25 protein-coding genes and 2 pseudogenes are annotated in these 26380 nt (G+C 41.2%); 6 read left to right on the forward strand and 21 right to left on the reverse strand.

The window, feature by feature from the left end:
• Positions 1-163: 163 nt before the first annotated feature.
• Positions 164-1498 (forward strand): glycerol-3-phosphate transporter, encoded by a 1335-nt coding sequence (gene glpT / locus NST16_RS16850; protein WP_286059130.1) that lies wholly within the window; start codon positions 164-166, stop codon positions 1496-1498.
• A gap of 98 nt (positions 1499-1596) precedes the next feature.
• Positions 1597-2496, forward strand: coding sequence for a glycerophosphodiester phosphodiesterase (locus NST16_RS16855; protein ID WP_340887685.1), 900 nt, complete (start codon positions 1597-1599; stop codon positions 2494-2496).
• A 19-nt stretch (positions 2497-2515) separates the two neighbouring features.
• Here the strand turns inward: NST16_RS16855 and NST16_RS16860 are convergent, their stop codons facing one another.
• Together NST16_RS16860 and NST16_RS16865 are read right to left on the reverse strand one after the other, a co-directional pair.
• Positions 2516-4141: a Na/Pi cotransporter family protein gene (locus tag NST16_RS16860; protein ID WP_340887687.1), complete on the reverse strand. Its 1626-nt coding sequence runs from the start codon at positions 4139-4141 to the stop codon at positions 2516-2518.
• A 215-nt stretch (positions 4142-4356) separates the two neighbouring features.
• Positions 4357-5976, reverse strand: coding sequence for an APC family permease (locus NST16_RS16865; RefSeq protein ID WP_286059133.1), 1620 nt, complete (start codon positions 5974-5976; stop codon positions 4357-4359).
• Between the two features lie 261 nt (positions 5977-6237).
• Here NST16_RS16865 and NST16_RS16870 point away from each other — a divergent pair, with 261 nt between their 5' ends.
• On the forward strand, positions 6238-6498 hold the full coding sequence (locus NST16_RS16870) for a hypothetical protein (protein ID WP_010332845.1): 261 nt from the start codon (positions 6238-6240) through the stop codon (positions 6496-6498).
• Between the two features lie 40 nt (positions 6499-6538).
• On the opposite strand, the gene NST16_RS16875 is transcribed toward NST16_RS16870, so the two are convergent.
• Positions 6539-7792, reverse strand: coding sequence for a cytochrome P450 (locus NST16_RS16875; RefSeq protein WP_340887690.1), 1254 nt, complete (start codon positions 7790-7792; stop codon positions 6539-6541).
• A 159-nt stretch (positions 7793-7951) separates the two neighbouring features.
• Between NST16_RS16875 and blaOXA the strand changes: the two genes are divergently transcribed.
• A complete protein-coding gene (blaOXA, locus tag NST16_RS16880) occupies positions 7952-8761 on the forward strand; it encodes a class D beta-lactamase (RefSeq protein ID WP_168746819.1) in 810 nt (269 codons plus the stop codon).
• A gap of 30 nt (positions 8762-8791) precedes the next feature.
• Here the strand turns inward: blaOXA and NST16_RS16885 are convergent, their stop codons facing one another.
• From NST16_RS16885 to NST16_RS16900, 4 genes and pseudogenes are all read right to left on the reverse strand, one after another.
• Complete coding sequence (locus tag NST16_RS16885) at positions 8792-8983, reverse strand: YbxH family protein (protein WP_168746818.1); 192 nt, start codon at positions 8981-8983, stop codon at positions 8792-8794.
• 17 nt (positions 8984-9000) lie between these two features.
• Positions 9001-9249, reverse strand: a complete 249-nt coding sequence (locus NST16_RS16890; protein WP_010332841.1) for a sigma-G-dependent sporulation-specific acid-soluble spore protein CsgA — start codon at positions 9247-9249, stop codon at positions 9001-9003.
• Positions 9250-9359: 110 nt separating this feature from the next.
• Entirely contained in the window at positions 9360-10748 is a 1389-nt protein-coding gene (locus NST16_RS16895; protein WP_010332840.1) for an amino acid permease, read from the reverse strand.
• Between the two features lie 349 nt (positions 10749-11097).
• A pseudogene (locus NST16_RS16900) lies at positions 11098-11333 on the reverse strand (DUF4885 family protein); the annotation flags it as partial.
• Between the two features lie 161 nt (positions 11334-11494).
• On the opposite strand from NST16_RS16900, the gene NST16_RS16905 reads away from it, so the two are divergent.
• A complete protein-coding gene (locus NST16_RS16905; RefSeq protein WP_340887696.1) occupies positions 11495-12265 on the forward strand; it encodes a serine/threonine protein kinase in 771 nt (256 codons plus the stop codon).
• On the opposite strand, the gene NST16_RS16910 is transcribed toward NST16_RS16905, so the two are convergent.
• The 14 genes and pseudogenes from NST16_RS16910 to NST16_RS16970 all read right to left on the reverse strand — a co-directional run bounded on the left by NST16_RS16910 (position 12254) and on the right by NST16_RS16970 (position 25170).
• Positions 12254-12511: a hypothetical protein gene (locus NST16_RS16910; protein WP_010332836.1), complete on the reverse strand. Its 258-nt coding sequence runs from the start codon at positions 12509-12511 to the stop codon at positions 12254-12256. The two genes, NST16_RS16905 and NST16_RS16910, sit on opposite strands and share 12 nt — an antisense overlap.
• A gap of 57 nt (positions 12512-12568) precedes the next feature.
• Complete coding sequence (locus NST16_RS16915; RefSeq protein ID WP_333514191.1) at positions 12569-13555, reverse strand: sensor histidine kinase; 987 nt, start codon at positions 13553-13555, stop codon at positions 12569-12571.
• A complete protein-coding gene (locus NST16_RS16920) occupies positions 13552-14223 on the reverse strand; it encodes a response regulator transcription factor (RefSeq protein WP_268506168.1) in 672 nt (223 codons plus the stop codon). The genes NST16_RS16915 and NST16_RS16920 overlap by 4 nt, the downstream gene beginning before the upstream one ends.
• Before the next feature lie 13 nt (positions 14224-14236).
• Entirely contained in the window at positions 14237-15217 is a 981-nt protein-coding gene (locus tag NST16_RS16925; RefSeq protein ID WP_326226411.1) for an alpha/beta fold hydrolase, read from the reverse strand.
• A gap of 243 nt (positions 15218-15460) precedes the next feature.
• Positions 15461-15569: pseudogene (locus NST16_RS20900) on the reverse strand (hypothetical protein); the annotation flags it as partial.
• A 133-nt stretch (positions 15570-15702) separates the two neighbouring features.
• Entirely contained in the window at positions 15703-16875 is a 1173-nt protein-coding gene (locus NST16_RS16930) for an MFS transporter (protein ID WP_340887703.1), read from the reverse strand.
• Between the two features lie 130 nt (positions 16876-17005).
• On the reverse strand, positions 17006-17308 hold the full coding sequence (locus tag NST16_RS16935) for an ArsR/SmtB family transcription factor (protein ID WP_003234907.1): 303 nt from the start codon (positions 17306-17308) through the stop codon (positions 17006-17008).
• Between the two features lie 488 nt (positions 17309-17796).
• Positions 17797-18159 (reverse strand): DUF2294 domain-containing protein, encoded by a 363-nt coding sequence (locus tag NST16_RS16940; protein WP_010332827.1) that lies wholly within the window; start codon positions 18157-18159, stop codon positions 17797-17799.
• Between the two features lie 59 nt (positions 18160-18218).
• Complete coding sequence (locus tag NST16_RS16945; RefSeq protein WP_340887704.1) at positions 18219-18509, reverse strand: DUF6407 family protein; 291 nt, start codon at positions 18507-18509, stop codon at positions 18219-18221.
• Positions 18510-18571: 62 nt separating this feature from the next.
• A complete protein-coding gene (locus NST16_RS16950; protein ID WP_340887706.1) occupies positions 18572-19099 on the reverse strand; it encodes a carbonic anhydrase in 528 nt (175 codons plus the stop codon).
• Between the two features lie 76 nt (positions 19100-19175).
• Entirely contained in the window at positions 19176-21791 is a 2616-nt protein-coding gene (locus NST16_RS16955) for a DUF2309 domain-containing protein (protein ID WP_340887708.1), read from the reverse strand.
• A gap of 14 nt (positions 21792-21805) precedes the next feature.
• On the reverse strand, positions 21806-23323 hold the full coding sequence (locus tag NST16_RS16960) for an NADH dehydrogenase subunit 5 (protein ID WP_340887710.1): 1518 nt from the start codon (positions 23321-23323) through the stop codon (positions 21806-21808).
• A gap of 691 nt (positions 23324-24014) precedes the next feature.
• Positions 24015-24548 carry a methylated-DNA--[protein]-cysteine S-methyltransferase gene (gene adaB, locus NST16_RS16965; RefSeq protein ID WP_326331561.1) on the reverse strand — a complete coding sequence of 178 codons (534 nt, stop codon included), beginning with the start codon at positions 24546-24548 and terminating at the stop codon, positions 24015-24017.
• Positions 24532-25170: a bifunctional transcriptional activator/DNA repair enzyme AdaA gene (locus NST16_RS16970; RefSeq protein ID WP_340887713.1), complete on the reverse strand. Its 639-nt coding sequence runs from the start codon at positions 25168-25170 to the stop codon at positions 24532-24534. The genes adaB and NST16_RS16970 overlap by 17 nt, the downstream gene beginning before the upstream one ends.
• 283 nt (positions 25171-25453) lie before the next feature.
• On the opposite strand from NST16_RS16970, the gene NST16_RS16975 reads away from it, so the two are divergent.
• Positions 25454-26365, forward strand: coding sequence for a DNA glycosylase (locus NST16_RS16975; RefSeq protein ID WP_340887715.1), 912 nt, complete (start codon positions 25454-25456; stop codon positions 26363-26365).
• Positions 26366-26380 lie beyond the last annotated feature (15 nt).

Genomic DNA, 26380 nt, shown 5'->3' on the forward strand with positions numbered 1-26380 from the left:
ATGATAATTTAAGAAAGCGCTATCATGATAAGTTAATAGCTTGGATGGAGATGAGGAGAGCCAGGAATCCCACCCCTTTTGAAGGGGTGTTTTCTGGCTCTTTTTGTTTGTCAGAAAGGAGGCACGTCACACATCCAACACAAACAGCAAAGGGGATGATTTGATGTTTCACCTATTTAAACCGGCTCCTCACATTGAGAGACTGGATGAGTCAAAGACGGATGCGGCTTATAAACGGCTAAGGCTGCAAGTATTCATAGGTATTTTTATCGGCTACGCAGGTTATTACCTGCTGCGGAAAAACTTTGCCTTTGCCATTCCTTATCTGCAGGAACAGGGGTTTTCAAAAACCGAGCTTGGATTGGTGCTGGCCGCGGTATCCATTGCGTACGGCTTCAGTAAATTTATTATGGGCATGGTGTCCGATCGCTGCAACCCGAGATATTTTCTCGCGACAGGCCTATTTTTATCTGCAATCGTTAATATTCTTTTTGTTTCTATGCCTTGGGTAACTTCAAGCGTCACCATCATGTTTATTTTTATGTTTATCAATGGATGGTTCCAAGGGATGGGCTGGCCTCCATGCGGAAGAACAATGGCCCATTGGTTTTCTATAAGTGAACGCGGCACGAAGATGTCGATTTGGAATGTCGCTCACAACATTGGCGGCGGAATTCTGGCTCCGCTTGTCACTCTTGGAATTGCTATGTTTGTCACTTGGAAAAGCGTGTTTTTCTTCCCTGCCATTATTGCGATACTGATTTCATTTTTAATTGTCCTTTTGGTGCGGGATACCCCTCAATCTTGCGGGCTTCCGCCAATTGAAGAGTACCGGAATGACTATCCAAAACACGCTTTCAAAGATCAAGAAAAAGAATTAACGACAAAAGAAATCCTTTTTCAATATGTACTTAATAATAAGTTTCTTTGGTACATCGCATTTGCAAATGTATTTGTTTACTTTGTGCGATACGGCGTAGTGGACTGGGCGCCTACTTACTTAACAGAAGCCAAAGGGTTCTCTCCGGAAGACTCCCGGTGGTCGTATTTCCTTTACGAATACGCCGGCATACCGGGAACAATCCTGTGCGGCTGGATCAGCGACCGCTTCTTCAAGAGCCGCCGCGCACCGGCAGGCGTTCTGTTTATGGCGGGTGTTTTCATTGCCGTATTGGTGTACTGGCTGAATCCGGCCGGCCATCCGCTGGTAGACAACATCGCTCTGATCAGCATCGGCTTTTTAATTTATGGTCCTGTGATGCTCATCGGTCTGCAAGCCATTGACCTCGCACCGAAGAAAGCAGCCGGAACGGCGGCTGGATTGACCGGGTTTTTCGGATACATCGGCGGATCTGCTTTCGCAAACGCCATTATGGGACTTGTCGTTGACAGATTTGATTGGAACGGCGGCTTCATCATGCTGATCTCATCTTGTATACTGGCTATCGTGTTCTTGGCCTTGACATGGAATACGGGAAAACGAGCGGAGCATGTATAAGAAAAGATTATAAAAGATTAATATTTTCCCAACACGCCATTTACATCCGTTATCTAACATAAAAGCTGTTACTGCTTGTTCATAAGGAGGAAGAAAAGATGCGAAAAAATAGATTACTAGCTTTGGTTCTGCTATCTTTTGGTTTGCTGTCGTTTATGGTTACACCAGTTTCGGCAGTCTCAAAAGGAAACCTGCTGTCTCCTGACCGGATCCTGACAGTCGCGCACAGAGGGGCTTCCGGATATGTGCCTGAGCACACCATTCTGTCCTACGAAACCGCTCAGAAAATGAAAGCTGATTATATTGAGCTGGATTTACAGATGACAAAAGACGGGAAACTCATTGTCATGCACGATGAAAAACTGGACCGCACCACAAACGGAACGGGCTGGGTGAAGGATCATACGCTCGCGGAGATTAAGAAACTTGATGCCGGCTCTTGGTTTAATGAAGCTTATCCGGCAAAAGCAAAGCCGCAGTACGCCGGCCTTAAAGTTCCGACATTAGAAGAGGTATTAAATCATTTTGGCAAACATGCTAACTATTACATCGAAACAAAATCGCCTGACACCTATCCAGGCATGGAGGAAAAACTGATCGCTTCCTTACAGAAGCATAAACTGTTAAGCAAGCATTCAAAGCGCGGCCAAGTCATCATCCAATCGTTCAGCAAAGAAAGCCTGTTAAAAATTCATCAATTACAGCCTAACCTGCCGACTGTTCAATTGTTGGAAGCAAAACAAATGGCTTCCATGACAGATGCTGCTCTGGAGGAAATCAAAACCTACGCTGTCGGCGCGGGTCCGGATTATAAAGCATTGAATGCAGAAAATGTCCGCATGATTCGCAGCCACGGTCTGCTTTTGCACCCTTACACAGTCAATACAGAAGCAGATATGCGCCGCCTGCTCAACTGGGGAGTTACCGGCGTGTTTACCAACTATCCGGATGTATTTCATCATGTGAAAAAAGACTACAAAAAAAGCTTTGAATCCTAGGATTCAAAGCTTTTTCTCATCATTTTCCCTCAAGTACAGCCTGCGCAATATTTACCGCATGATCGCCGATACGCTCCAGGTTACTGATCATATCAACAAATACGATACCCGCTTGCCCTGTACACAGTCCTTCATTTAGACGGATAATATGCTTTTTGCGAAGCTTTCGTTCCATCTTGTCAATTTCATCTTCTTTTTCAATGACATGAGCAGCAGTTTGTTCATCATTGTGGTGCAGAGCCTCCATTGATGCCTTCACAGTGGAAATTGTTAAATCCATCATGTCCGTTAAATCCGTCATGGCTGATTCGGTAATAACGACACGGTGTGCCTGCTGATACTCAATCAATTCAATTACATTTTCAAAATGATCGCCGATTCTTTCAATATCTCTGACAGTATCCATCAGCATATGATGCTCCTCAGATTCATGATCTGAGAGGGAGCTCGATGAAAGCTCAATCAAATAATCGGTAATTTTCCGGTCGAGATTGTTGACCGCATCCTCTAACTGATAAGCATTTGCCGCGTATTTTGTCTGTTTTGTCACTAAGAATTGTTTTGTGACTTCCAGCCCCTGAACCGCAAAGTTCCCCATCTGCAGCACTTCTTCCTTCGCTTGTCCGAGAGCAATAGATGGAGACTGCTCAATAAAAATCGGATCAAGATGCGACTTGTATTCCATCATTGAATCCTTGCCCGGAATCAATTTTGTCACAATCAAAGCCAATAGCCCGACAAAAGGTAGCTGTATGATCGTATTTGACGTATTAAAGATTCCGTGAGCAAATGCAATCGTCATTTTAGGATCAAGTCCCATCGAAGCCTGGAGCCATAAGATCAAAGCTGTAAACGGCTTGAGCAAAATCATGAAAATCGTTGTCCCGATTAGGTTGAACAGTACATGAGTAGCCGCAGCACGTCTCGCTGCAACAGATGCTCCAAGAGACGCAAGCACCGCGGTGATCGTCGTCCCGATATTGTCCCCGAATAACACTGGCAGCGCGCCGTTAATATCAATCAGACCATCTGCGAATAAACCTTGCAGAATACCAATAGTGGCACTGGAGCTTTGCACGAGAACCGTAAACAAAGTGCCGATGACGACACCGAGAACCGGATTTGAACTCATATTGACTGTTAAATCATGAAAGGCCTCGAGGGAACGGAGCGGTTTCATGCCGCCGCTCATTAACTCCAATCCATAAAACAAGGCCCCAAACCCAAACACAATCTGACCCACATTTTGCACATTTTTATGCTTAAAGAAAAACAATACAAATCCGCCGACAGCAATAATCGGCAACGCATAGGCTCCTATATCGATTCCGATAATAAAAGCGGTAACCGTTGTACCAATATTGGCGCCCATAATGACCCCAATCGCCTGCCGCAGTGTCATAAAACCTGCGCTCACAAGTCCAACGGTAATAACCGTCGTTCCAGAGCTGCTTTGTATCAAAACCGTCACAATCAAACCCGCTAACACGCCCATTAGCGGATTGCTTGTAAAACGGTCTAAAATATTTCTTAGTCTATCTCCAGCCGATTTCTGAAGTCCGTCTCCCATGAACTTGATCCCAATCAGGAAAATACCAAGGCCTCCCAGAAATTCGAACAGTAATGTTTGTACATCAATCCCCAACGCTTTCACCCCTGTTTACGACATCTTTCAGCAAACTCTCTACGATTATGTTTCAAGTTCATATGATTGTAAATGAGTCACCTGTCAAATTTACAATAACTTAACAATGAGTAGAATAGACCTTGATCACATTTACATGGGTGTAATATTTCGCGTTCACCATAACAAGTTGACTATAAAAAACCTTGTGCTCTCAGCACAAGGTTTTTCTCCATTTATTCTTTTCCCGCAGCAGCTTCTGACTGTGCGCCTGCCAGCTGACTATTAATTTCCTTCGCATCTTTCAAATACTCTGTCTTGAATCCGCTCTTCAGCGCCCACACATAGAAACCGAGTGATACAAAGGCAATCAAGGCCATATCCCAGCCATACGTAATGACGTTCAGACCGCCGAATTTGTCACTGCCCAAATAGGAAATCATCATCATGACAAGCAGGTAAAACACCATCCATATCCCAGCTTTAACGTTTTGGCCAAATCCTTTCCATTTCGCCTTAGCCTGATAATAGAAATAAATCGGAAGTCCGATCAAAATAATAAACAGAACCTGCCCTGTTAATGGCCAGCGCGCCCAATACAGCACAAGCGACGCAAAGATAAATCCAAGCGGTGCAATTACGCTTAAGCCTTTTAAACGAAGAGGCCTGTACAAATCCTTCCCTGTCCGTCTCAATGTCATCACTGTAACCGGGCCTGTAATATAAGAAATTAATGTGGCTACAGAAATAATTTCCGCTAAAACACCCCACCCTCTGAACAGGAACAAAAAGATAAACGAAACAATCAAGTTAAAAAACATCGCTTGCCGCGGAACGCCGTAAATCGGATGAAGCTTGCCAAACACGCTCGGCATGTATTTGTTCTTCTCCATTCCGTAAATCATGCGGGAAGTCGTCGCCGTATACGTAATACCAGTTCCGGAAGGTGACACAAAAGCATCCGCATATAATACGATGACAAGCCAGTTAATATTTAATGCAATCGCCAAATCAGCAAAAGGAGAATTAAAATTAAGATGGCTCCAGCCGTGAGCGATATCAGACGGATTCACCGCTCCGATGAAAGCAATCTGCAGCAGCACATAAATGACTGTCGCAACTAACAGAGAACCGACAACTGCAATCGGAATCGATTTCCCGGGATTTTTGGCTTCTCCCGCCATATTGATCGGGCTTTGAAATCCGTTAAACGCAAACACGATACCGGAAGTCGCAACCGCAGTCAGAACACTTGCCCAGCCATTCGGTGCAATGCTCTGGCCCGCTGTAAAGTTTTCTCCATGAAATCCGACAAACAGTAAAGCGCCAATTGTCAGGCCTGGAATAATGATTTTAAAAATTGTAATTAATGAATTCGCTTTCGAAAACAAATTGACTGTCCAGTAGTTCAGCAGAAAATAAATCAGAAGCAAAACAGAAGCAAACACCAATCCTTCTCCTGTCAGCGTTCCGTTTTTCACCAAACCGCTTGTCCATTTCGCCCATTCCCATGGCCATGAACTCATATATTGAACGGAGGCCACAGCTTCAACAGGAATAACAGATACAATCGCAATCCAGTTGGCCCAGCCTGCAATAAATCCGATAAACGAACCATGTGAATATTGCGTATATTTCACCATTCCCCCTGCCTCAGGGAACATAGAACCTAATTCACTGTAAGAAAGAGCAATAAATAAAATAACGATCATGCCGATAACCCATGAAATAATGGCAGCCGGCCCAGCAATTTGGGCAGCGCGCCACGCCCCAAATAACCAGCCTGACCCGATCATCGACCCGAGCCCGACCATCATAAGGGCAAACGTCCCCATTCTTCGATGTAACTGATTCATATCGTAAACACCTTTCATGTATGATGACATTCTGTTGCTAAGTTATATTATTATTCTGATTACTTCACTTTGTCAATATTTATCGAATTTTAACTAAAATAATATAAAATCAATGTATAGTGCCTTCCAATATAGGAATGAAGTAACTAGCTTCACCTAAAATAAAATGTACTGTTGATAACATACACAGAGGTTTAGCCTTAAGCAAAACGGGAATGATACAGGAAACATTACTTTTTAAAATAGAAAGGAGTTATTACCATGAAACAAAAGCTGTTATTTTCCGGTCTCGCTGTTTCAACTGTCGGCATCACTTCTTATCTATTAAAAGACCCGTCAAACCGCCAAAAGGCAAGAGAATTCATTCACAGCATGAAAATGAAGTTAACAAAACAACCAGACATGGAAACGTTCCCAGTCGATAAGGCCGGTCACCCGCACCCGCATGACATTGAGGACAACAAAATGGTATCCGAAGGCTCCATGTACCCTGTTCAATACTACGATGAAAAAAAGAAGTAATCAAAAAAGCTCTCTTCGAAAAGGAAGAGAGCTTTTATATTTACCTTTTCCGTCTAATGCCGCTCATCACAAATCCACTTTCAGGCAATGACGGCATTCTGGCAAGACTGTAATGCAGCGATTGTTTTGGCACGTCATATTCAACCTGATTCACGAGAAAATTCAGGCTCGCTTTCATCACTTCAATGGTAATCCCTTCCCCCGGACAGCGATGGCCCTTCTCCGCGTTGCCCCCGCCTTGAGGGATGAAATCAAACGGATTTTCCTCCCGCTCTTTAAAACGCTCAGGCCGGAATTCATCAGGATTGTCCCACATACGGGGATCATGATTCGTTCCATACACATCAAGCAGCACTGATGCCCCCTTCTTAAACTCACAGTCATTCCATGTAAAATCCTTTTTGACAACGGCTCCTAAAAACGGCCCAAAGGGATAAAATCTGCGCACCTCCTGCACAAACATTTCTCTTTCCTGACTGCCTCCAGAACGAAGCCATTCCTTATACTTCGGGTGTTCATGCAGCGCCAACGCTGAAAACGAGATAAAGTAAGCAATCGCTATAATCGGACGCAGCACATTAATGAGCTCGATGGCTGCCATGCGGGCATCAAGCCGGCTCCCATTCTCTTGCGTATAAAAAGCCATTTCATGCAGCGCTGATCCATGTTCTGTTTTCAGCCTGCCGCCGCGGACATCTTCTATCAATTTTTCAATCCACTCTTCCGTCCGAGGTCTTGCCCTTCTTCCCTTCCAATGCCGCGGCCCCACAGCACCAAACGCGTCTACCATATCAATGAAATCGTCCGCTCTCTCTTTCACTTCCGTTTCCTTCAGCGGAACACCCGCCCAATAGCAGGCCACCCGGCATAAGATTTCTTTTGCTTCATCAAACAACACCACCTGATCCGCCATTTCCCATCTTGTTACAGCCGCTTCCCACTGCTCTGTCATCAGATCAGCGAGCCGTTTTTGATGCGGAGGTGTCATCAATGACAGAAAAAGCAGCTTTCGATGGATATGAGCGTCGCCATCCATTGTCTGGATCGCATTGACGCCAAACAGCGATTTCTGCACTCGTTTCGGGAGAGCACCCTGCCGCTGAAACCGTTCAGTATCATAAAATACCTTCGCAGCCTCCGCCCCGCTCATACAAATAAATGTTTTTCCAAGCAAGCGTGCCTGAAACAAATCCGAATGGTAATGTTCTTTTCTATTCTTGATAAACAAATATCCTTCCCGCATCAAAGCCACACTGTTATCGAGGCTTTTGTCATGTGGAATCTGCTCATTCATCCCGCAACCCTGCCTTCCTTTTTTACTTCTGTTTTCACTTTATCTCACGAAGATAAACCCAATGACAGTATTTGCTTCCAAGCAATTTTTCATTACTTTTAAAGGTAGAAACACAGAAATGGAGAAAAGATAGATGATCAAAACAAAGGGGAGATCAAAATGAAGAAATGGATATATGCTTTTCTTGTGCTGGTCATTGCCGGTTCAGGAGGTTTGTCCCTCTATGCAAAAGCGCCCGCCAATGAAACAAAAAAGCACCTGAATCTCAGCCGAATGAATGTGGATAAGGAGTTCAAGGATACTGACGGAACCTTCATCCTTCATGATTTAGAAAAGGATCAGACATTTGTCTACAACAAGAAACGGGCCAACAAAAGACAAACTCCGCAATCTACCTTTAAAGTGACCAATGCCTTAATCGGCTTGCAGGTAAAAGCCGTCCGGGATGAATATGATGTCAAACGCTGGGATGGCGTCAAACGCGAATTCGAATCATGGAACCGCGACCATACACTTGGCTCAGCCATGCGGGAATCTGCCATCTGGTATTACCAAGCATTAGCGAGGGACATCGGCGAGGAAAGAATGAAAACCTGGCTTCATACCCTGTCATACGGAAACGAAGATATCAGCGGCGGAATCGACCAGTTTTGGCTGCAAAGCTCTCTGACAATTTCTCCGTTGGAACAAGAAGCCTTTATGGAGAAGCTTTACAAAGAGAAGCTCCCGTTTGACAAAACAGTCATGAAAACCGTCAAACGCATGATGATTCAAGAAGAAGGAGATCATTATACGCTTTACGGCAAAACCGGAACTCGCCTGACAGACATGGGATTAGGGTGGTTTGTCGGATTCATCAAAACAGAGCACGGCTCCTATACGTTTGTCACCAATGTTGATGACTCCGGTACAACAGCCAAAAACATCACAATTGATCTTCTAAAAAAATATGGCCTGATCACTTCATAAATGAATGAGCCCTGCAAACGCACAGGGCTCTTAAATGTCATGCTCAAAGCAATAATGATTCACAAGCTCTTCAATTAAATCATGATCCGGGTAGTCACCGTTAAACTCGAATTCAATTTCTTCAACAAATTCTCCATGACGATACACGTGGATCGCCCCATTTTGCCGGACGACACTAAACTCCGGCTGAAACGTATATCCGCTTCGTTCAATCGCACCCAATTTCATTCCCGCCTTTCTCAAAGCAGTAATTCATACACCTCATTTAATTCCTTGGCCCGTTTTTGATCCTGTTCGTCTTGGGCATACTTAATCTCCTTTTCCAGCACCTGATTCAAATATGACATCTCATCGTCATCCAAATCCTTTACAAACTCCTCTTCATTGGCATACCGCTTCGCCAGCATCTTCTTGCAAATCCGCAGACAGACTTCATTTTCAAGATGATTTGAAAGTGACTCCCGCAAATAACCGAGTGTAACATCCATAATATAAGCACCTTTCCTTTGCGTTCTTTATCCTATAGGTTGCTGAAATGAGAAAAATCCATACGCAAAAAATGAAAAAAGAGACATCAGTCAATGTCTCTTTTTCCTGTTTATTCAGCTGCTTGATTTCTTTTCGTAACATCCGCCTGCACGCGCTTGCCAATTCCAAAAGCATAATAACTGATGACCACAAGAGCTAAGAAAATAACCCCTACAATTAAAGATATCCGAGTATCATTATTAAACCACATGCCGACAAGAACCATCAGCAAGAAAGCAATCGTCAAATAATTTGTGAAAGGTGCAAACGGCATTTTGAACGGATGTTTATCTAACGCAGCGCCCTTCGCTTTTCTGAACCCGAGGTGGCTGATCAAAATGATAAACCAAGGGATCATCCCCGGCAGCACGCTTGCGCTGTATACATATACGAAGATCTTCGGCGGCGCAACATAGTTCAGCACAACGCCGACAGCTAATCCGATCAGCACTGCGATTGTGCCATACAGCGGCACACCATTTCGAGAAATCTTCGCAAAGAATTTCGGTGCCTGTCCATTGACACCTAATGTATAAAGCATACGTCCCGCGCTGAAAATCCCGCTGTTGCAGCCTGACATCGCCGCCGTGATAACGACAAAGTTAATAATGCCGGCCGCTGCCGTAATTCCAACTTTAGAAAACGTAGACACAAACGGGCTTCCAAGTGCATTCAGCTCATCCCAAGGATATACCGTCACGATCACAAAAATAGCACCAATATAGAAAATCAAAATGCGCCAGATAATGCTTTGAATCGCGTTGCGCAGCGTGTTTTGCGGGTCCTTTGCTTCTCCGGCAGTAATCCCGATCAGCTCAACCCCTTGATAAGCCGCTATAACCAGAGACAGTGCAAAGAAAAATCCTGAGAAACCGCCCGCAAAGAAGCCGCCGTGAGACCATAGGTTAGACAAACCGATAGCATCTCCGCCATTGCCAAAGCCGAAGAAAATAATTCCTAATCCCGCAATAATCATTAAGATAATCGTCACAATTTTAATCATCGCAAACCAAAATTCAAACTCACCAAACGACTTAACAGAAATTAAGTTCGCCGCACCAAGAATTGCCATAGCTACGATACCAGGTATCCAAGCAGGCAAATCCGGGAACCAATATTTCATATAAGAACCGACTGCGATAATTTCTGACATGCCGACGATCACCCACTGGAACCAGTTGCTCCACGCCGTCATATAACCAGCAAGGGGATGAATGTATTGATGGCCAAATGTTGCAAAAGAACCGGTACTTGGTTCCACATACAGCATTTCACCCATTGCACGCATGATAAAAAAGATAAAAATTCCGCAAATCGCATAAGCCAGAAGGACAGACGGGCCAGTCCATGAAATCGTGCTGGCAGAACCCATAAATAAACCAACACCGATCGTACCGCCCAAGGCAATCATCTGAATATGACGGGCGCTCAAGCCCCTCTTCAATTCTTTATTTTCCACTCCGCTTCCTCCTCTTAAAAACGAATACAGCTCAACCGAAATAGCATAAAGGCCGATCAGCCTTCAAAACGTTCTTCATTTCGTATAAAGCTACAAATATCAGAAAATTCAATCATAAAATAGTTAGATAATCTCCAAAATTACTTATTTCATCATAATAAATTTCTCTGGAAAATACAATTGTTTTTTTCGGGTAAACACTTTCATTCAATGGGTTTGATCTATCACTTCAATTAAAATCTTTTATATGAATATAATGAAATCAGAACAATATTAGGAACGATATATGATACAGCTGCTTTCATGAGATGGGCATAAAAAAATAAGCTGTTCACGATGAACAGCTTACCTAATAATTTACGCCAGTTTGGCGTTTTAATGTTTCAAGCCACTCCGTATCACCTGTCCCATAGCCCTTGCTTTTCCCAGATCTCTCAAAGACCCATTGCTGTAGCCAATTGACAGTATGAAATCAGGGATGGCATCATATCCGATTTCCGCCATTTTACTGAGCTGTGAACCATAGTGAGATATAGCATAGGAAGCAGTTTGTTTTTGCACAGGGGCATTCTCAAGTTTTTCTTTATTTATCAATACGATGTCACAAAGCAGTTTTAATCTACTGAGCTGGCAGCTTCCATGATCCGGCTCTTTTTTTATGCTAAGCTTCCATAGAATAGACTTAGCCCAATATGCAATTGTTTTGATAAACTATAATCAGTACAACTAAGGGAAGTGCAGCGCGAATGGCATTAAAACAGTTAAAAAAGCTATTATTTGACCGCCCTCTGAAGGACGGCGTCATACTGAACAACCAATACAAAATCGAAGAATGCCTCGGCATGGGCGGCTACGGCTTGGTTTATGTGTGCACCGATGTCCTTACGCAAACACCGTACGTCTTAAAACAGCTCCGTCCGACAAAAGCCAAAAAACAAAAGGAAAGAGTCCGATTTCAGCAGGAAATTGGTCTGCTCAAAAGCATCAGCCACCCGCAAATTCCGGCCTATATAGAAGACTTCATCATAGACGGACAAGCCTACTATGTCATGCAGATGATCGAGGGCGATAATATAGAGGAATTGTTATTTTTTCAAAAACAGCCGTTTACAGAGCTGATGGCATTACAGCTGATGTCTCAGCTGCTGGACATTGTAGAATACCTGCATGAACGTCTTATTTTTCACAGTGACATCAGAACGCCAAACATTATGATGAATCACGGTAACGTATGCCTCATCGATTTCGGCCTTGCTAAACAGTTATCTCGTGAAGAAGATGAGGAATTAAAGCTCAGAAAACGGGATGACTTCTTCGACCTCGGTGAAACCCTGTTGTTCCTGCTGTACTCTCAATATAAAGGGAAAAAGAAGAAAAACGCCACTTGGCTGGAGGAATTAACGCTGACAAAAGAAGTAACCCTGCTGCTGAAAAAATTATTGGGCATTGAGGAAGAATATCAGCACACCGCTTCTATTCGCGAAGACCTGAACCGCGCGGTTCAATCAGTGACATAAAAAAACCCTTGTCCCAATGCGGAACAAGAACTTTTTTGAATTAACTGCTGCTGTAGCTACGGCGTTTGTAGCGGTGACTGCCGCCATAACGATCGTAATGTCTTCTTCTGCCAGAGCTGCTGCTGTAGCTGCGGTAATGGCGGCGCCGGCTGCTGCTGTAGTGCCGGTGTCTGCGATGGCGATCACTCGAGCTGCTTGAGAGGTACTTGATTGTTTTGATGATTTTTTTAAACATATGCTGTTCACCCCTTTTCTGCTCCCTATTATATATAATTCTCTGATAGAAAGAAAAACATAGCAGGATCACTTTTTCGAAAACAAAAACGCAGTTCCATTTTCATTTGTCTGCAGCACATAGGTAATACGAAGCAGCCGGCATACATCCTCAATAATCTTCAGCCCAAGCCCGTCACTGTCTTGTTCTCTGTCAAATCCAATGCCATCATCGCGAATCGAAACAGCGCCGTTTTCTATCTTGACTTCCAGCTTTTCAGCTTTCGAATGCTTTAGCGTATTTTGAAAAATGTTATCGAACAGTCTTTGCATCCATAAACCGTTGCTTATCCATATCACATCTTGATCTGTTGGCTTATAGTGCAATTCAATCCCATTCACACTGTATAAATAATCCCACTTTTTCACCGCTGTTTCTAATAGATCGTTTATTCGTACTTCTTCATTTATAATATATGAACTCTCTAACGTTTCAGTGGAAAATAGATTCAAATCATTCGTTAATTCCGCAATATATTCAATTTGCTGGTACAAAGATTCAAATGCAGTTTGATCCTGGCACTGGCTCTCCAAATAAAATAACTGCAGCCTGAGAGCTGTTAAAGGTGTATTAATATCATGCCTTAGTTTTTGCATCAGCTCCTTTTTCATGTCCTCTCGCTGTCTTAGTTCCAGTTCCCGGTACGTTGTCCGTTCAATTAACAAGTTGACCGATTTGATCAATTCGCCAATTTCATCATCGTTTTTAACTGCCAGTTTATTGGGGATCTTTTTATCGCTCGCTAAACGCCGAATGGTTTGATTCAATAGATTGATTTTACGCAGCAGAGAATGAATTGATTTTGAAAATAAAAAAGCTAACAAAAAAAGTGATAATAAAAATACGGCCAGCATTGCCGGATACGCAAAAGACCTGTGAAAAGGCATGCCATGATTGATCGGTTTAAACATGCTGTCATAAATCACCGACATCAAAATGCTAACCGCCAGCAACAGTACCGGAACACTAATGACGGCCGTACATAATAACAACTGATATTTTGTCTTTAGCTTCATTTCTTCACAACGGTATTCAGCCGATACCCTTCTCCATAGATATTTTCAATGATCTCACCCGCTACATCATTAATTTTCGCTCTGATTTTTTTAATGTGCACATTCACAATATTCGGGTTTCTGTCTTCAAGCTGCCATAGATAATCAAAGAAATGTTCCTTCGTTAAGATACTGTTTTTGTTTTCGTACAGATAGAAGAATATTTTCCGCTCAATCGCGGTAAACAGCACTTCATGATGCAAATCTCCATTGAATACCTTTTTGGTGTCTGCATCAATATGCAAATGTTTAATTCTCGTAAAGGTGCCATAATGATGCTCAAGCATATTCTTCATTCTCAGCAGCAGCTCTCTCGGATCAAAAGGCTTTACCATATAATCCTCGCCGATTTTTAATCCTTGAAGCTTGCTGTCCATATCATTGCGGGCGGACAGAAAAATGATAGGAATATTTAACCCTACATCTTTTATTTTTTTAGACATTTGATACCCGTCCTCACCCGGCAGCATGATATCCATAATGACCAAATCAGCCTTCTGAATGACTGAAAGCACATCCGCTCCGTCCGTTTTCCAGCTGACATCGTATCCCTCACGCTGCAAAATCTTCTGCAGCAGATCACCAATCATGACATCGTCTTCCACGATTAAAATATGATAACCCTTCATCTTAGCGAACCTTTCATTTCAGTTTTTGTTTGAGAAACTTCATAGAAAGCTGATAGATCTGATCAGGCTGGTATAAATATATGCTGTGTGTGCCCCTTAACTCTCTCACTTCTGATACTTCTAATTGGTCTGCAAGTTCTTTATAATCTTTACGTTGCTGTTTTGTATATTTTGAGTCTTTATATTGATCAGCAATGGCATCTAAAAATAAAATTGGTGTTTCTTTTGGTACCGGCAGATTCACAGATTTCCTGCCGTTTTGGTAAGACTGTAACAGCTCATGCTCCATATCAGCATTGAAAAATTGCTTAAATGAAATGGCTTTATAGATTTCTTTTTCATGATCAGTTAAAAACGACTGCCGAATCACCTCCGGATTATAGGCAGCAGACGGCATAAACCGATGAAAACCAATCGCCGTTAACAGATGGAACCCCCTTACTTTCAGTCTGTCAATCCCGCTCAATTTATACGTGACATACTGCTGAGGCAATCCTATGTCCATCGCAATAATGGCCTTAATTTCCTTAGGATATTTCTGCGCCCAATATATCGCTTCAATTCCTGATATGGAATGAGGCATTAAAATATACGGAGGCTTATTCCCGCTTTGCAGAAGCGCTTTTCTCGTCTGTTCTAATATTGTATCAATATCCCTGTCATCATCATACACATCGCTGTAGCCATAGCCCGCACGATCCACTACAGCAATCTTATTTTCTTTTGAAAACTTGCTGTACAACCCCTTCATCTCATAAGCAGGCGCAGCAACCCCCGAACCGGACATAAACACAAACGTATCCTTCCCGCTTCCCTCTTGATAAACATTCATTCTCTTACCGTCAACATCGACTACTGTGCCTTTTTCTTTAAGAAGTGCTGCTTCCTTATTTAGTTGGTAATGGTGGTAGATAAAAACGGAAACAGACCCAAGCAAAATCAATGCACCTATGCCGCCAAAAAAGATTTTTACGACTTTCCATAATGTTTTCATATGATGCTCCTTTCACGTGATACTGAAAGGATACGGTATAAAAATAAATTTCTGATTAACTTTGGAAAGGTTTCGTTTTGACATTTGACGCATTTTACCTAATTTGATTTCATAAAAGAGCCCCTCTCTCGTTTGATAACAGACACTCAGCATATTTTCCGATAAGCGCCTTACCTTCAAATTGACATATAAATACTCCTGTGAGGAGCTAATAAAACGACTAACAAACCATTTTGACTCATATACTGGTGTACCTTGTTCGATCAAGGCAATCGTGCCGTGCTTCAGCTGTCCGCCGGCAAAGCCTTAAGAAATCTCTTTCAGCTTCAGCGCCTTCGACACATACAGAACGATGTCTTCCCTTGGAAGGCATATGGACTGACTTTGAACAGCTTATAAAAAAACACCCGCTTGTATTGATGAGCGGATGTTAGATCTTTCGATATGAACCTATTGAATTTTAAGAAGTAAAACAAGCCAGTGTGTTATTGATTGATATCCTTTAGCGCCTGTTTCGGTTGTGAATGAAAACTCATTAATGATGCAATAATTGCAATCATAACCCCTAATGCACCAATCCAGGTAATCGAGGCCAATGATACGTTTTCTACAAAAACCCCGCCTATTCCTGCGCCGACTGCCATGGCGAATTGCATCATTGACTGATTCATGCTAAGCAAAACACCTGACATTTCCGGTTCTATTGTAGCCAAGTGAAATTGCTGTGTCGGACCGGTAGACCATGCGGCAAACGACCATAATATCAGAATCACCAACACTCCGACATAGGAATGGGTGACAAGTGACAGCAGAATCAGTGTGACGATATGCAATGTCATCCCGCCAACGAGTGTAAAGGGCACTCCCCATTTATCGGTGCTATATCCCCCAAACTTTGATCCAACCAAACTGGCAATCCCGAATATAAGCAAAACACCGCTAAGCAGATTGCCGCTTATTCCTGAAATGTTCAAGAGAAAAGGTGACAAATAGGTATAAGCAACAGAATATCCCCCGAGCCAGAAGAAAGTGATTGATAATCCCATCGCCACTTTCCGTTTTTTGAAAAGGGCAAGCTGTTGAAGCAAAGGTACGGGCTTATCTCCTTCAGTATGCGGAAGAGTAAAGAATATAACGGCCATTGCGATCAATCCCAACAAAGCAATTGCACCAAATACAGACTTCCAGCCTAATGCTGTTGCTATCAATCTTCCAAGCGGAACACCAATGATTAAAGAAGCGGTAAATCCCATAACGACCGTAGCGATGGCACTGCCCTGCTTCCCTTCCGGCGCAATCTTAGCAGCAATCGTTAATGCGGTGACAACAACAACACCTGCTCCCATCGCCATAATGATCCGCGCTGCAATAAACCATCCATAACCAGGCAGGACAAAGGCCAAGATATTGCCGAACACAAACAAACCGAGAGCATACATCATCAATCTGCGTCTATCCATACTTGCTGTCAATGCCATAAGTACGGGTGTAGAAAGAGCATATACAAGTGAAAAAATGGTAATAAGCTGACCCGCGGCAGCCAAAGTGATCCCGAGAGTATGAGCAATTTGATCCAAAATTCCCGAAATGATGTACTCTGATGTTCCGACTAAAAAGCTGACAATGGCTAAAATGTAAATTTTCCAAGTGTTAGACATAAACGTTCACTCCTTAATCATTAATATAACTACATATCACGAATTAACGATATGTTAGATCAAAAAAATAAACACATCGTAATATGTCGATATGTATGGCGTAAAAATAAACATCTATTGATGTTTATTTTTATATCTCTGTTTTAAGAAAGTCAGCAAGTTTCCCAATGGCTTCTTCATCTCTTTTGTAATACGTGTACTTTCCGATTCGTTCAGCCTTAATCAGGCCGGCTCTTAAAAGGATGGTGAGATATTGGGAAGCCGTTGATTGCGTCATTTTCAATTTGTCTGTTATTTGACTGACACATACCCCGATTGTATTCATATCAATCCCTTCATGGGGTGCAAAATGACGATCAGGTTCCTTCAGCCATTGCAAAATTTGCAGCCTTGATTCATTTGATAAGGCTTTGAATACTTCAATTGGTTCCATATTGATTATTATATCGTTATATTCCGATATGTCAATTCGTTTTTTTTATTTTTGATGACTTACTTTTTTAGAATTAAAAATCTGAAGACTTATTTCAGTTCCGTTGGAGGTATTACAGAACTTAACTTTCCTCCTATCTGCTAGATTGATCATTAGAAAGCGTTGCTTTATATATACTTTGCTCTACTTCTGCTTTTTTATTTCTCCAATAAGGACCATATCTTAATCTATCCATAACACCATATATATTCGCTTCATGTGTTTGCTCACGAACAGCAACTTCCTTGACGTTTCCGCGAATGCTTGTGTTTGGATATGTAAGAATGTTTTTCATGACTTTCAGTTAAAATGAATGTAATACTGTTCAAGTGTAGACTGTAAAAAACATCCGCTTGTAACAAAAGCGGATGTTAGATCTTTCCGAAATGAACCATTGAATCTTCAGGAATAACAAGACAGTGTTTAATAAAACATTTTAACTCTCTAGATTATAATTTTTTCTCCAGATCATTACTTAATTTAAATACCATTACTCGCTCACCTGTCCGAGAGCTTAAATCTGTATGAAAACTTTTCACTTCTTCTCCAGTTATCGTTAGGATGATATTCTTAAGACCTTCTATCCCTGATTCAACTAACTCCGAACGAGTTTGTTTGATAGATAACATGCCCTCTTTTGTTCCACAAACTGTATATTCAGCTGGTGTTAAAATTCCCTTTAAATTAACAATGATCATATCCCTCAATATATCAGTCTTAACAGACACAGACCCGCGCCCAAGATAATCCTTTTCCCATTGCGTAATTGACTTACTGATCTCTGATTCATAAGAACCCTTCGATTTCTTCATATATAAAACATCTCCTGGCAAAATAATTAGCAGCATATTCTATTTGTTCGTTCGTCTCATTAATATTCTCTTACAACATGTCCTTCATATACACCTTCAATATCCAAATCAGTTTTACCGTTTCTTAAGACCACTATCATTTTGGATAACATATTTTCTTCCATCATAGAGTGTACATGCAAAATACGAATGCTCCCTAAATGGGTTTCCTCAACTTCTTCATAAGATTTTAAATGATAAAAATGAATGGCTTTTCTTATTACTTTTTTCACACATTCCATATTTTCACGATCAAACGAGCTCATTTCCTCTATTGATTTCGTGACAAAATCAGTTATATTGGCGCCCATTACATTCTCCTTAGAACTGCTTTCTCCCCTATATGGGTGTAGAAGCTGACCACTTCACTCCATCATGACAAGCAATGATCAGGTAAGGCTTGACCTGTTTTGCTAGAAGGAACCTCCACAATTGAGGATTCCCCATCCTTATGATCAACGATTAAACCTCTAACTTTAACATATGACGGCACAAGTGGATGTTGGCGTATGATATCAACACTTTTTTCAATCGTGCCGCTGTTATTTTCATTTAGCCACTCATCGACCGTACCGCCTAAAAATTCAGGCTTGCAATGTTGAAAGAGATAATCCAATGTTTGTATTTTATCTTTCATTGTTTCAAGTTGAGTGAGTCCATAACCTGTTGAAGTCCGCTTATCTTTGGTTCCTACTACAAAAACCTCCTCAACATCTTCCTGGTAAATCGCAAAAATAACAGACCTCATGATTTCTCCATAAGGATGTGAGATAGCGGCACCATAGCTTTGTATAGTCAGCATATTTTCTGCTGGAGTGTTAGTCATTTCTTGTAAAATAGGCTCCAAACCGTTTTCCATGTCCGTCAAAAATAATACTTTTTTATTTTGATTTACATTCATATAGCACACCTCTTCTATATGTTTATCATTTTTATATTGAGTAACAAATCCATTTGATAACTGTTTAAAATTATAATTACCAGCTTTCCCAACATCCTTCTGGATCAATACTAGCCAGTCGAACCCATCCATTTTGAACTTTCTGCAGAAATACTGGGTCATTATTTAATAGCTGTTCTACATGCTGTCTAGGTGCTTGGATAACAATCAACAAACGAAGAGGAGAATGATAAGCCTCATGATCTGATTGCATGACGGATTGCCAAGGCAGTCCGGCTAACAAGTCACTTGCATTCCCCTGCATAACTCCGAGACCTGCAGTAACGGTTTGAGTTGCTTTATTTCCGCTGCCATAATAATGAGGTGCTACTGTTGATGCGTAATATTGTAAATTAATCCATTGGGCCACAGTTCCAGGTCCTGCGATAATATTTGCTAGGAGTTCACCGTTTTCATCCTGCTTCCAATCATAATTATGAAGAAAGGCTCTTCCTTCCAAATCACAATCCTGAGTGAGTTCACGTTGGCCGATAATAAAAGCGGCATTACGAGCCAGTCCCCATTCCGGACGTATCTCACTCCAATCTTCCGCAAATCGGTGTGCCTCAGCCTTCGGGTTTTTAAGTTTCGATTGGACATTCGGTAATTGGGCCAGACGTTCTGCATTAACGTTATGTCTCACTTTCGGCATAATAGCTTCAATATGGTCAAATGCTTCCTGTGCAGCTTCGGAAAGCTCTGGTACATAAAGCCAGTGTAATTCATCCACCGTTGTATTATGTTCAGCAGCAGCAAAAACCGTATCCTCAGGGATTTTCATTCCTTCAGTTAATAGAGCTTCTCTTACCTCTGAAAGATTACATAAAGCAGCTAAAACTCTTGCATTGAATCCACCGGCCGCTCCACCGCAGGCACCACAATCAAGAGCAGCGGCATAAGGATTATTGGTGCTTTGACTGCCATGTCCGCAAATCACGACCAATGGGGCGATATTCTCTGTTAACCCCATCATTTTTAATGCTTGGCGAGCATAGTTTACTTTTTCTTCATCAGTAAAACCCAAAGGTATTTCTGCCTCTGTAGCATCATGATGAAGCGAGAGTTTTGTATCAGGTTTGCGCAACCAAGCCTCACGGAGATGACGAATGAAACGACCCGCCTTTCTTGGCACAAAGCTACGGGCTGCCATTTGCAGAGTAAGCCAAGGTCCACTTAGCTCAGGCAGTAGTAAGTTCGAAAGCACATTCTGCTTCATCGTTTTAAATGTATGGCTTAAAGAATGAAACGCTTGCGTTCGTTGGTTGTATTTTTCGAGTACATCTTCATCTACAAACTCTTTAACTTTATGTTGTGGTTTTTGTATGATCGGCAAGGAGGCATGACTGTGTTTACTGCCAAGTTCACAAGTTGCAATTGGCACCCCGAAGAAACCAGCCATACCAATCGTTTCAAACGGCCCTTCTTTTTCCAGTTGACGACGAAAAGGTTCTGATCGGACATCGATACAGAATGCTAATTGAGCTAATGCAGATTTTTTACCATTGGTTTCACGTTGCTTCGAGATAATCTTCTGACTTAATCGATCAGTGTATGTTTGTTCCCAAGCTTCTAACCAAAGTTTCCTGCGAAGTTTCTCATCAAAGCTGTAGGCAAATGATAAATATTCGTTTTGTTCATCAGCCGACATCTGTGACCATTCCTCTAATGTAAGTCCCCCCCAGTGAATCCAAGCTGCTAAAAGGGGAGGAATCGAAACGTTTTTCTCAGATCGTTTATTAGTGAAAGGTAAATATGGCTTTATAAGGGCCCACTCCATAGATATTCGAACTGCTAAATATTCTGTTAGGAGTGCATGTTCTTGGCTCGATTGTTGGGAGCGCCATAGCATCATCCCTGCCCATCCAGGTAAGGAAAGTAAATGACCTTCAAGATAACGCTGGATTTCTGATTCGGGGATTTCTAACGCGAATAACGCTTTTTGTAAAGCCAAATGTGCCTCTTGCGGCCAGCCTTTTAACCTTTCACGCTGCTTTTTACTAAGTGCTGGATCATATTGAATGAGATGCTGCCAGGCACGATAGAAACCTTCCTCACGATTTGGCATTGTCCAACCTGCTTGAGAGTCATCAAGATATAATTTAGACCACTTAATAACATGGTGATCCAGTATATTGACTAACCTTTCACCATCCTGATTCTCGATATACGAACTGATTGGTTGCATAAAAACATTCTCGATATGATCCAGTCCACTGCATTCATTCACCAATTGCTCCAGCTTATGTGATGATAAAAGGTTGGAAGGCAGTGGTTCTAATTTTAATCCAGCATGACAAAATCGCTCTGCCACGTCCCGTGGGATGTTAAAAGAATGTGAATCAAGCCAACGCTGTAGCCCCATTTCCAAAAAGTCTTCATCAATCTCGCCTTTATTCTTTGCTGAACGGATCATAGACACACTAGGATATATATCAACATCACGAGTATTTTTCAGCCAGCTTGCAACCTGATCAAAAGGTTGGTTTTCAAGTCCCATCCACGGATTACGTGCAGCAAATGTAGAAATAGGCCAGAGTGGCGCAATGACTCGGCTGGCAGATGTAATTAAACCGTGAATATCACACTGTTGAACATCAATATCTGTATCTTTGTTTTTTACATTTTCTTTCGTTAATACGGATGTAATGCCCATCTCTGATTAGCTCCTTATGATAAATATTGTTTAAGGTAGTCTGGGTGACTCTCTACTGACTTTGGTTTTGCTTCACCTAAACGCACTAACCAAAGATAGATCACCGCGGAGAAAACGGAAGAACGATGACGAGCAACCCAAGTACCTAAAGCACTGCCAAATAGTAAGAGACATACGACAATGATGACAGCTGACATTGGAGGTTGAACACTTTGAAAAACGCTTGTATGCAGCCACTTATAGAAGAGGTTATGAATGATAAAATAAACAAAGGCTGCTCCGCCTAAACATGTTAAGCCGGCAATTCGACCCAATCTTCCCTCTCCAAAAGCTACAAGCTGAGTCCAAGAAACGGACAATGACCACCCTAAGATCAGCGCACTAATGAATTGATACCCCTCTCCAGGAGCAGCGAGCCAAAAAGCAACGCCTATACCTAAGGATAAAAACCGACCAGCCATGATCCATAAATAGGATGTTCCTTTATTAGCGCGAGCTGATACTTCATGACGCCGTACTGCCGAACCAGCCTGTAAAAACAACGTAGCTTTGAATAAACCATGTAAAATAAGATGAATAATGGCTGCGATATAGGCTCCTAATGCGCACTGAATGAGCATGAACCCCATTTGTGCAATCGTGGAGCCTACTAGCTGGCGTTTATAATCAACCTGGACTAAACTAATGCCAGTTCCAATCAATACTGAGATGCTAGCAAGCATAAGTAAAATAATCGAAGCTATTCCACCATTAAATAGAGGTGAAAATCGAGCCAGTATGATCCCGCCTGCATTTACTAAACCTGCATGCATAATCGCAGAAACAGGAGTTGGAGCAACAATAGACTCAATTAACCATCTTTGGAATGGCCATTGAGCCGCAGGAATCATCACTGCTAATACAATCAATAGATTAATCCCTGTTCTCTCCCATGCCCCAAATTGAGATAAGCTTTCATTTGTTAATACCAATGATAACTGCCATTGACCTGTAACTTGAAAAAGCCAAACCATCGCGAAACACAAAGAAAGCCAGCTTACCAAAAATAATCGGCCAGAAACCTTGGCTGCTTCACTGGCCACTTGCCAAGCACTGTTTAACCTTATAAGCAGGGTTAAACCGACAAGAGTGGCTCCCCAAAATAGAACCATCAAGCGGAGATCACCACTTAACCATGCAATTGAAGCAGCACCTGTAGTGAAAGTAAAAAGCGTAAAATATTTTCGATAAGATCGGTCTCCCATTAAGTAACGTACAGAAAAACGCTGAATGATTAAACCAATTGTCAAAACAAAGAAAGTCATTAACCAAGCTAAGGAATCGAAGTGCCAAGGGCCAACATTTCCTTCCACACTCTTTTTGGCAAGATTCACTAAGGAAACCAAAGGCGGTAAAGCCAAGATACCAATATGAATGCGGACATAACTCAAGGGTACGCGTGGATGTAAAAACAATAGTCCACTTATCCCAGAAGCAATAAGTGTAATAAAAAATAATGTTAATAATGATGATAAGCTCAGCGAAACTAACATTCTAACTTCTCCCTTTTTTAGATCTCGTTATTGTTCAAAAGACCTTTAAATCAGATCATTTTTTTCTATTATTTAATACAATTTTTATCTATCTCCATTTTTTTCCAACAAAAAAGCCGACAACTTCAAAATTTCAATGATGATGCTAGATCATTGAATCTTGAAAATTGTCGGCTTCACTTCAACTAACTTCTGCGAAGTTTTTTGAAGAGCTACCTTATTATGGGTCATTTTACTTTATGCTATGTTTTAACTTCCTCTAAAGAAGTCATCGTTAAAACCTTTATTTCGTCCTTTAATTATAAAATCAAACGATTTATGTTTCTCTTCTTTGTTTATTAGATACTTTTTCATCCAGTCAAGATTAAAAATAAATATTAAAAGGATGCTAAAGTCCTAATTATTTTAACAAACGAAAATCAACATCTGCGCCGATTATTAAGTTACATATAAGATATGCTAAATTTTAAAAGTTGTCAAGCTGTTGGAATACAGAGAATGACGTATCAAACCCTTCCTTCCCTCTGAAGATACATCCTGAACATTTAACCAAGGCTCATCATATCTACCATTCTATTAACCCATGAAATGATGGTAGTTTCTGCATCGCTGGTTTAAATGAACTACGACATTTACATAACTACTGGTTTTAAAAAGCATAGTAACTGTTCTTACATTAAAACTCATTTTATTACTCATTGCTAGATGAAGCTTGCTTTTCCAGATCGAGGAGCAGTGTCTTCATTTCAAATCCACCCCGATAGCCAGTTAATGAGCCATTCTTTCCTATTACACGATGGCACGGTACAGTAATTAATGCCGGATTAGCCCCAATAGCCGCGCCTACAGCTCGAACAGCTGCGGGTTTATTTATATCATTTGCAATGTCGGAATAGGATTTCGTTTGTCCATAAGGGATTTCACAAAGTGCATTCCAGACTGCTAGCTGAAATGTCGTACCTGCGTACTCAATTGGAACAGTAAAGTTTTTCCGGTTTCCTTCTAGATACTGAGTAATTTCAACGACATAGGGCTCAAGCTTTTCATCATCTTCAACAAGAGGACTTCCTGGAAAGCGTTTCTTAGCCCATTCGAACAATTCCTCGAATGGTTTGTTCTGTGAACCTACAAACACAAGCCCCTTTGACGTTGAAGCAATATACAAATTCCAATCCTTAAACATTAGTAAAGACCAATAAAGGGTTGGTTTACTCTTTGTTTCCATTGTACGTTTCCTCCACTTTACTCATTTGACGAAATTGTGCTGGTGTCTTTCCAGTTTTCTTTTTAAATAAGGTAATAAAATAAGACGCGTTGGCCATACCCACACATATGGCGATATCCCCAATCGCTTTATTTGTTTGAATCAAATACTTTTTGGCCGCGTGTACTCTAACTTGCTGTATATACTCAACCAGCGTTATGCCTTTAATCTTTTTAAATGTTCGATGCATATGATACGGACTCCCATGACAAATATTTGCTAACGATTCTAGAGTTAATTTTTCTGTGAAATTTTTATCAATGTATTCAGTAATGAAATCAATCCACTCGCTATCAGGCAGATCTTCATTAGTGGGCCTGCAACGTTTACAAGGGCGAAAATTTGCGCGGAGAGCTTGTTCTGCGTTTGGAAAGATGCATACATTCTCTTTTTTCGGAACGCGAGATTTACAGGATGGTTTACAGAATATCCCTGTCGACTTTACAGCATATAAAAATTGATTATTGTACGCTGCATCATTATTTATAATTGCTTGCCACTGTTCATCTGTTATTATTTCTACATCATTCGAAATTCTATGATCATGGCTCTCTTTATGTCCGTTATTGATACTATCCGGCATTTATCTCACCTCTCCTTACAATATACTCCCTACTCATCTAATTCATTTTAAATTTAATCCCAATTTAAATATTCGACACGTGTTTTTTATATCTTGGGCCATTTTTATCTACTCCCGTTTAGCATTCTTGATAACTACACTATAACCTCATAAATAGAAAAAAATAAGGTGGTTAGAATGTAATAGCAAGATAACAAAATGAGTAAAGCTTATTATGTGATAAAGTAAAATTTCAATCAGTTTGAGTTTTCTTATAATTATTTAAGATAAGGAGAATGAAAAAGTGATATGGCATGAAGTCAATGACGTTATTGTCATTACATTACCTGAAGATTTCGACATGAATGCTAACCTAGGTTATCTAACTAGGGAAAAAAATGAATGCATGTATGAAATAGAGAACGATATCATTACAAAGGTTATTGCCATAGGTGAAATTCGCTCCTTAGTACAGGTAAGCGTAATCAATAATAAACAAATGGTTGTTCAATTCCTAAACGATTCTAGACCTATTGAAAAGTGGGAACGGGAAGAGATTGTAAAATATATTCATGAATGGTTTGATCTAGATAACGATTTAAAACCATTTTATGAAATGGCAAAAGCAGATCCATTACTTAAAATGCCTGCCCGAAAATTTTATGGATTACGCGTTATCGGCATTCCCGATTTATTTGAGGCTTTATGTTGGGGCGTTTTAGGGCAACAAATTAACTTAGCCTTCGCGTACTCCTTAAAGAAGCAATTTGTAGAAGGATTTGGCGATTCTATCGAATGGAATGGTAAAAAGTATTGGGTGTTCCCACCGTACGAACGAATTGCACGGTTAACACCTACCGACCTAGCAGATATTAAAATGACGGTAAAAAAAAGTGAATATATCATTGGAATTGCCAGATTAATGGAAAGTAGAGAATTATCGAGGGAAAAATTCATGAAAATGAACGTTAAAGATGCTGAAAAGAACTTAACTAAAATACGAGGAATCGGCCCTTGGACAGCCAATTATGTTCTAATGCGCTGTCTTAGGTTCCCGACAGCTTTTCCAATCGATGATGTGGGACTTATGAATTCGATTAAATTATTACGTAATATGAACCGAAAACCTACGAAAGATGAAATCTTAGAAATATCGTTACCATGGAAAAAATGGGAATCATACGCTACCTTTTATTTGTGGCGTGTCCTTTACTGAATAATTACACCTTAA

It is taken from the genome of Bacillus sp. FSL K6-1005 (assembly GCF_038000225.1).
GTDB lineage: Bacteria > Bacillota > Bacilli > Bacillales > Bacillaceae > Bacillus > Bacillus mojavensis.

What these genes read in the sequence shown, in the direction of transcription:
- NST16_RS16870 (WP_010332845.1), top strand. Translation starts at nt 6,238, where the DNA reads ATGAAACAAAAGCTGTTATTTTCCGGTCTCGCTGTTTCAACTGTCGGC.
- NST16_RS16960 (WP_340887710.1), bottom strand. Translation starts at nt 23,323, where the DNA reads ATGTTAGTTTCGCTGAGCTTATCATCATTATTAACATTATTTTTTATT.
- NST16_RS16940 (WP_010332827.1), bottom strand. Translation starts at nt 18,159, where the DNA reads ATGAAGAAATCGAAGGGTTCTTATGAATCAGAGATCAGTAAGTCAATT.
- NST16_RS16930 (WP_340887703.1), bottom strand. Translation starts at nt 16,875, where the DNA reads ATGTCTAACACTTGGAAAATTTACATTTTAGCCATTGTCAGCTTTTTA.
- NST16_RS16865 (WP_286059133.1), bottom strand. Translation starts at nt 5,976, where the DNA reads ATGAATCAGTTACATCGAAGAATGGGGACGTTTGCCCTTATGATGGTC.
- NST16_RS16955 (WP_340887708.1), bottom strand. Translation starts at nt 21,791, where the DNA reads ATGGGCATTACATCCGTATTAACGAAAGAAAATGTAAAAAACAAAGAT.
- NST16_RS16855 (WP_340887685.1), top strand. Translation starts at nt 1,597, where the DNA reads ATGCGAAAAAATAGATTACTAGCTTTGGTTCTGCTATCTTTTGGTTTG.
- NST16_RS16935 (WP_003234907.1), bottom strand. Translation starts at nt 17,308, where the DNA reads ATGGAACCAATTGAAGTATTCAAAGCCTTATCAAATGAATCAAGGCTG.
- NST16_RS16875 (WP_340887690.1), bottom strand. Translation starts at nt 7,792, where the DNA reads ATGAATGAGCAGATTCCACATGACAAAAGCCTCGATAACAGTGTGGCT.
- NST16_RS16920 (WP_268506168.1), bottom strand. Translation starts at nt 14,223, where the DNA reads ATGAAGGGTTATCATATTTTAATCGTGGAAGACGATGTCATGATTGGT.
- NST16_RS16945 (WP_340887704.1), bottom strand. Translation starts at nt 18,509, where the DNA reads ATGGGCGCCAATATAACTGATTTTGTCACGAAATCAATAGAGGAAATG.
- NST16_RS16890 (WP_010332841.1), bottom strand. Translation starts at nt 9,249, where the DNA reads ATGGATGTTACACTCGGTTATTTGCGGGAGTCACTTTCAAATCATCTT.
- blaOXA (WP_168746819.1), top strand. Translation starts at nt 7,952, where the DNA reads ATGAAGAAATGGATATATGCTTTTCTTGTGCTGGTCATTGCCGGTTCA.
- NST16_RS16925 (WP_326226411.1), bottom strand. Translation starts at nt 15,217, where the DNA reads ATGAAAACATTATGGAAAGTCGTAAAAATCTTTTTTGGCGGCATAGGT.
- NST16_RS16970 (WP_340887713.1), bottom strand. Translation starts at nt 25,170, where the DNA reads ATGCCGGATAGTATCAATAACGGACATAAAGAGAGCCATGATCATAGA.
- NST16_RS16950 (WP_340887706.1), bottom strand. Translation starts at nt 19,099, where the DNA reads ATGAATGTAAATCAAAATAAAAAAGTATTATTTTTGACGGACATGGAA.
- NST16_RS16905 (WP_340887696.1), top strand. Translation starts at nt 11,495, where the DNA reads ATGGCATTAAAACAGTTAAAAAAGCTATTATTTGACCGCCCTCTGAAG.
- adaB (WP_326331561.1), bottom strand. Translation starts at nt 24,548, where the DNA reads ATGGAAACAAAGAGTAAACCAACCCTTTATTGGTCTTTACTAATGTTT.
- NST16_RS16915 (WP_333514191.1), bottom strand. Translation starts at nt 13,555, where the DNA reads ATGAAGCTAAAGACAAAATATCAGTTGTTATTATGTACGGCCGTCATT.
- glpT (WP_286059130.1), top strand. Translation starts at nt 164, where the DNA reads ATGTTTCACCTATTTAAACCGGCTCCTCACATTGAGAGACTGGATGAG.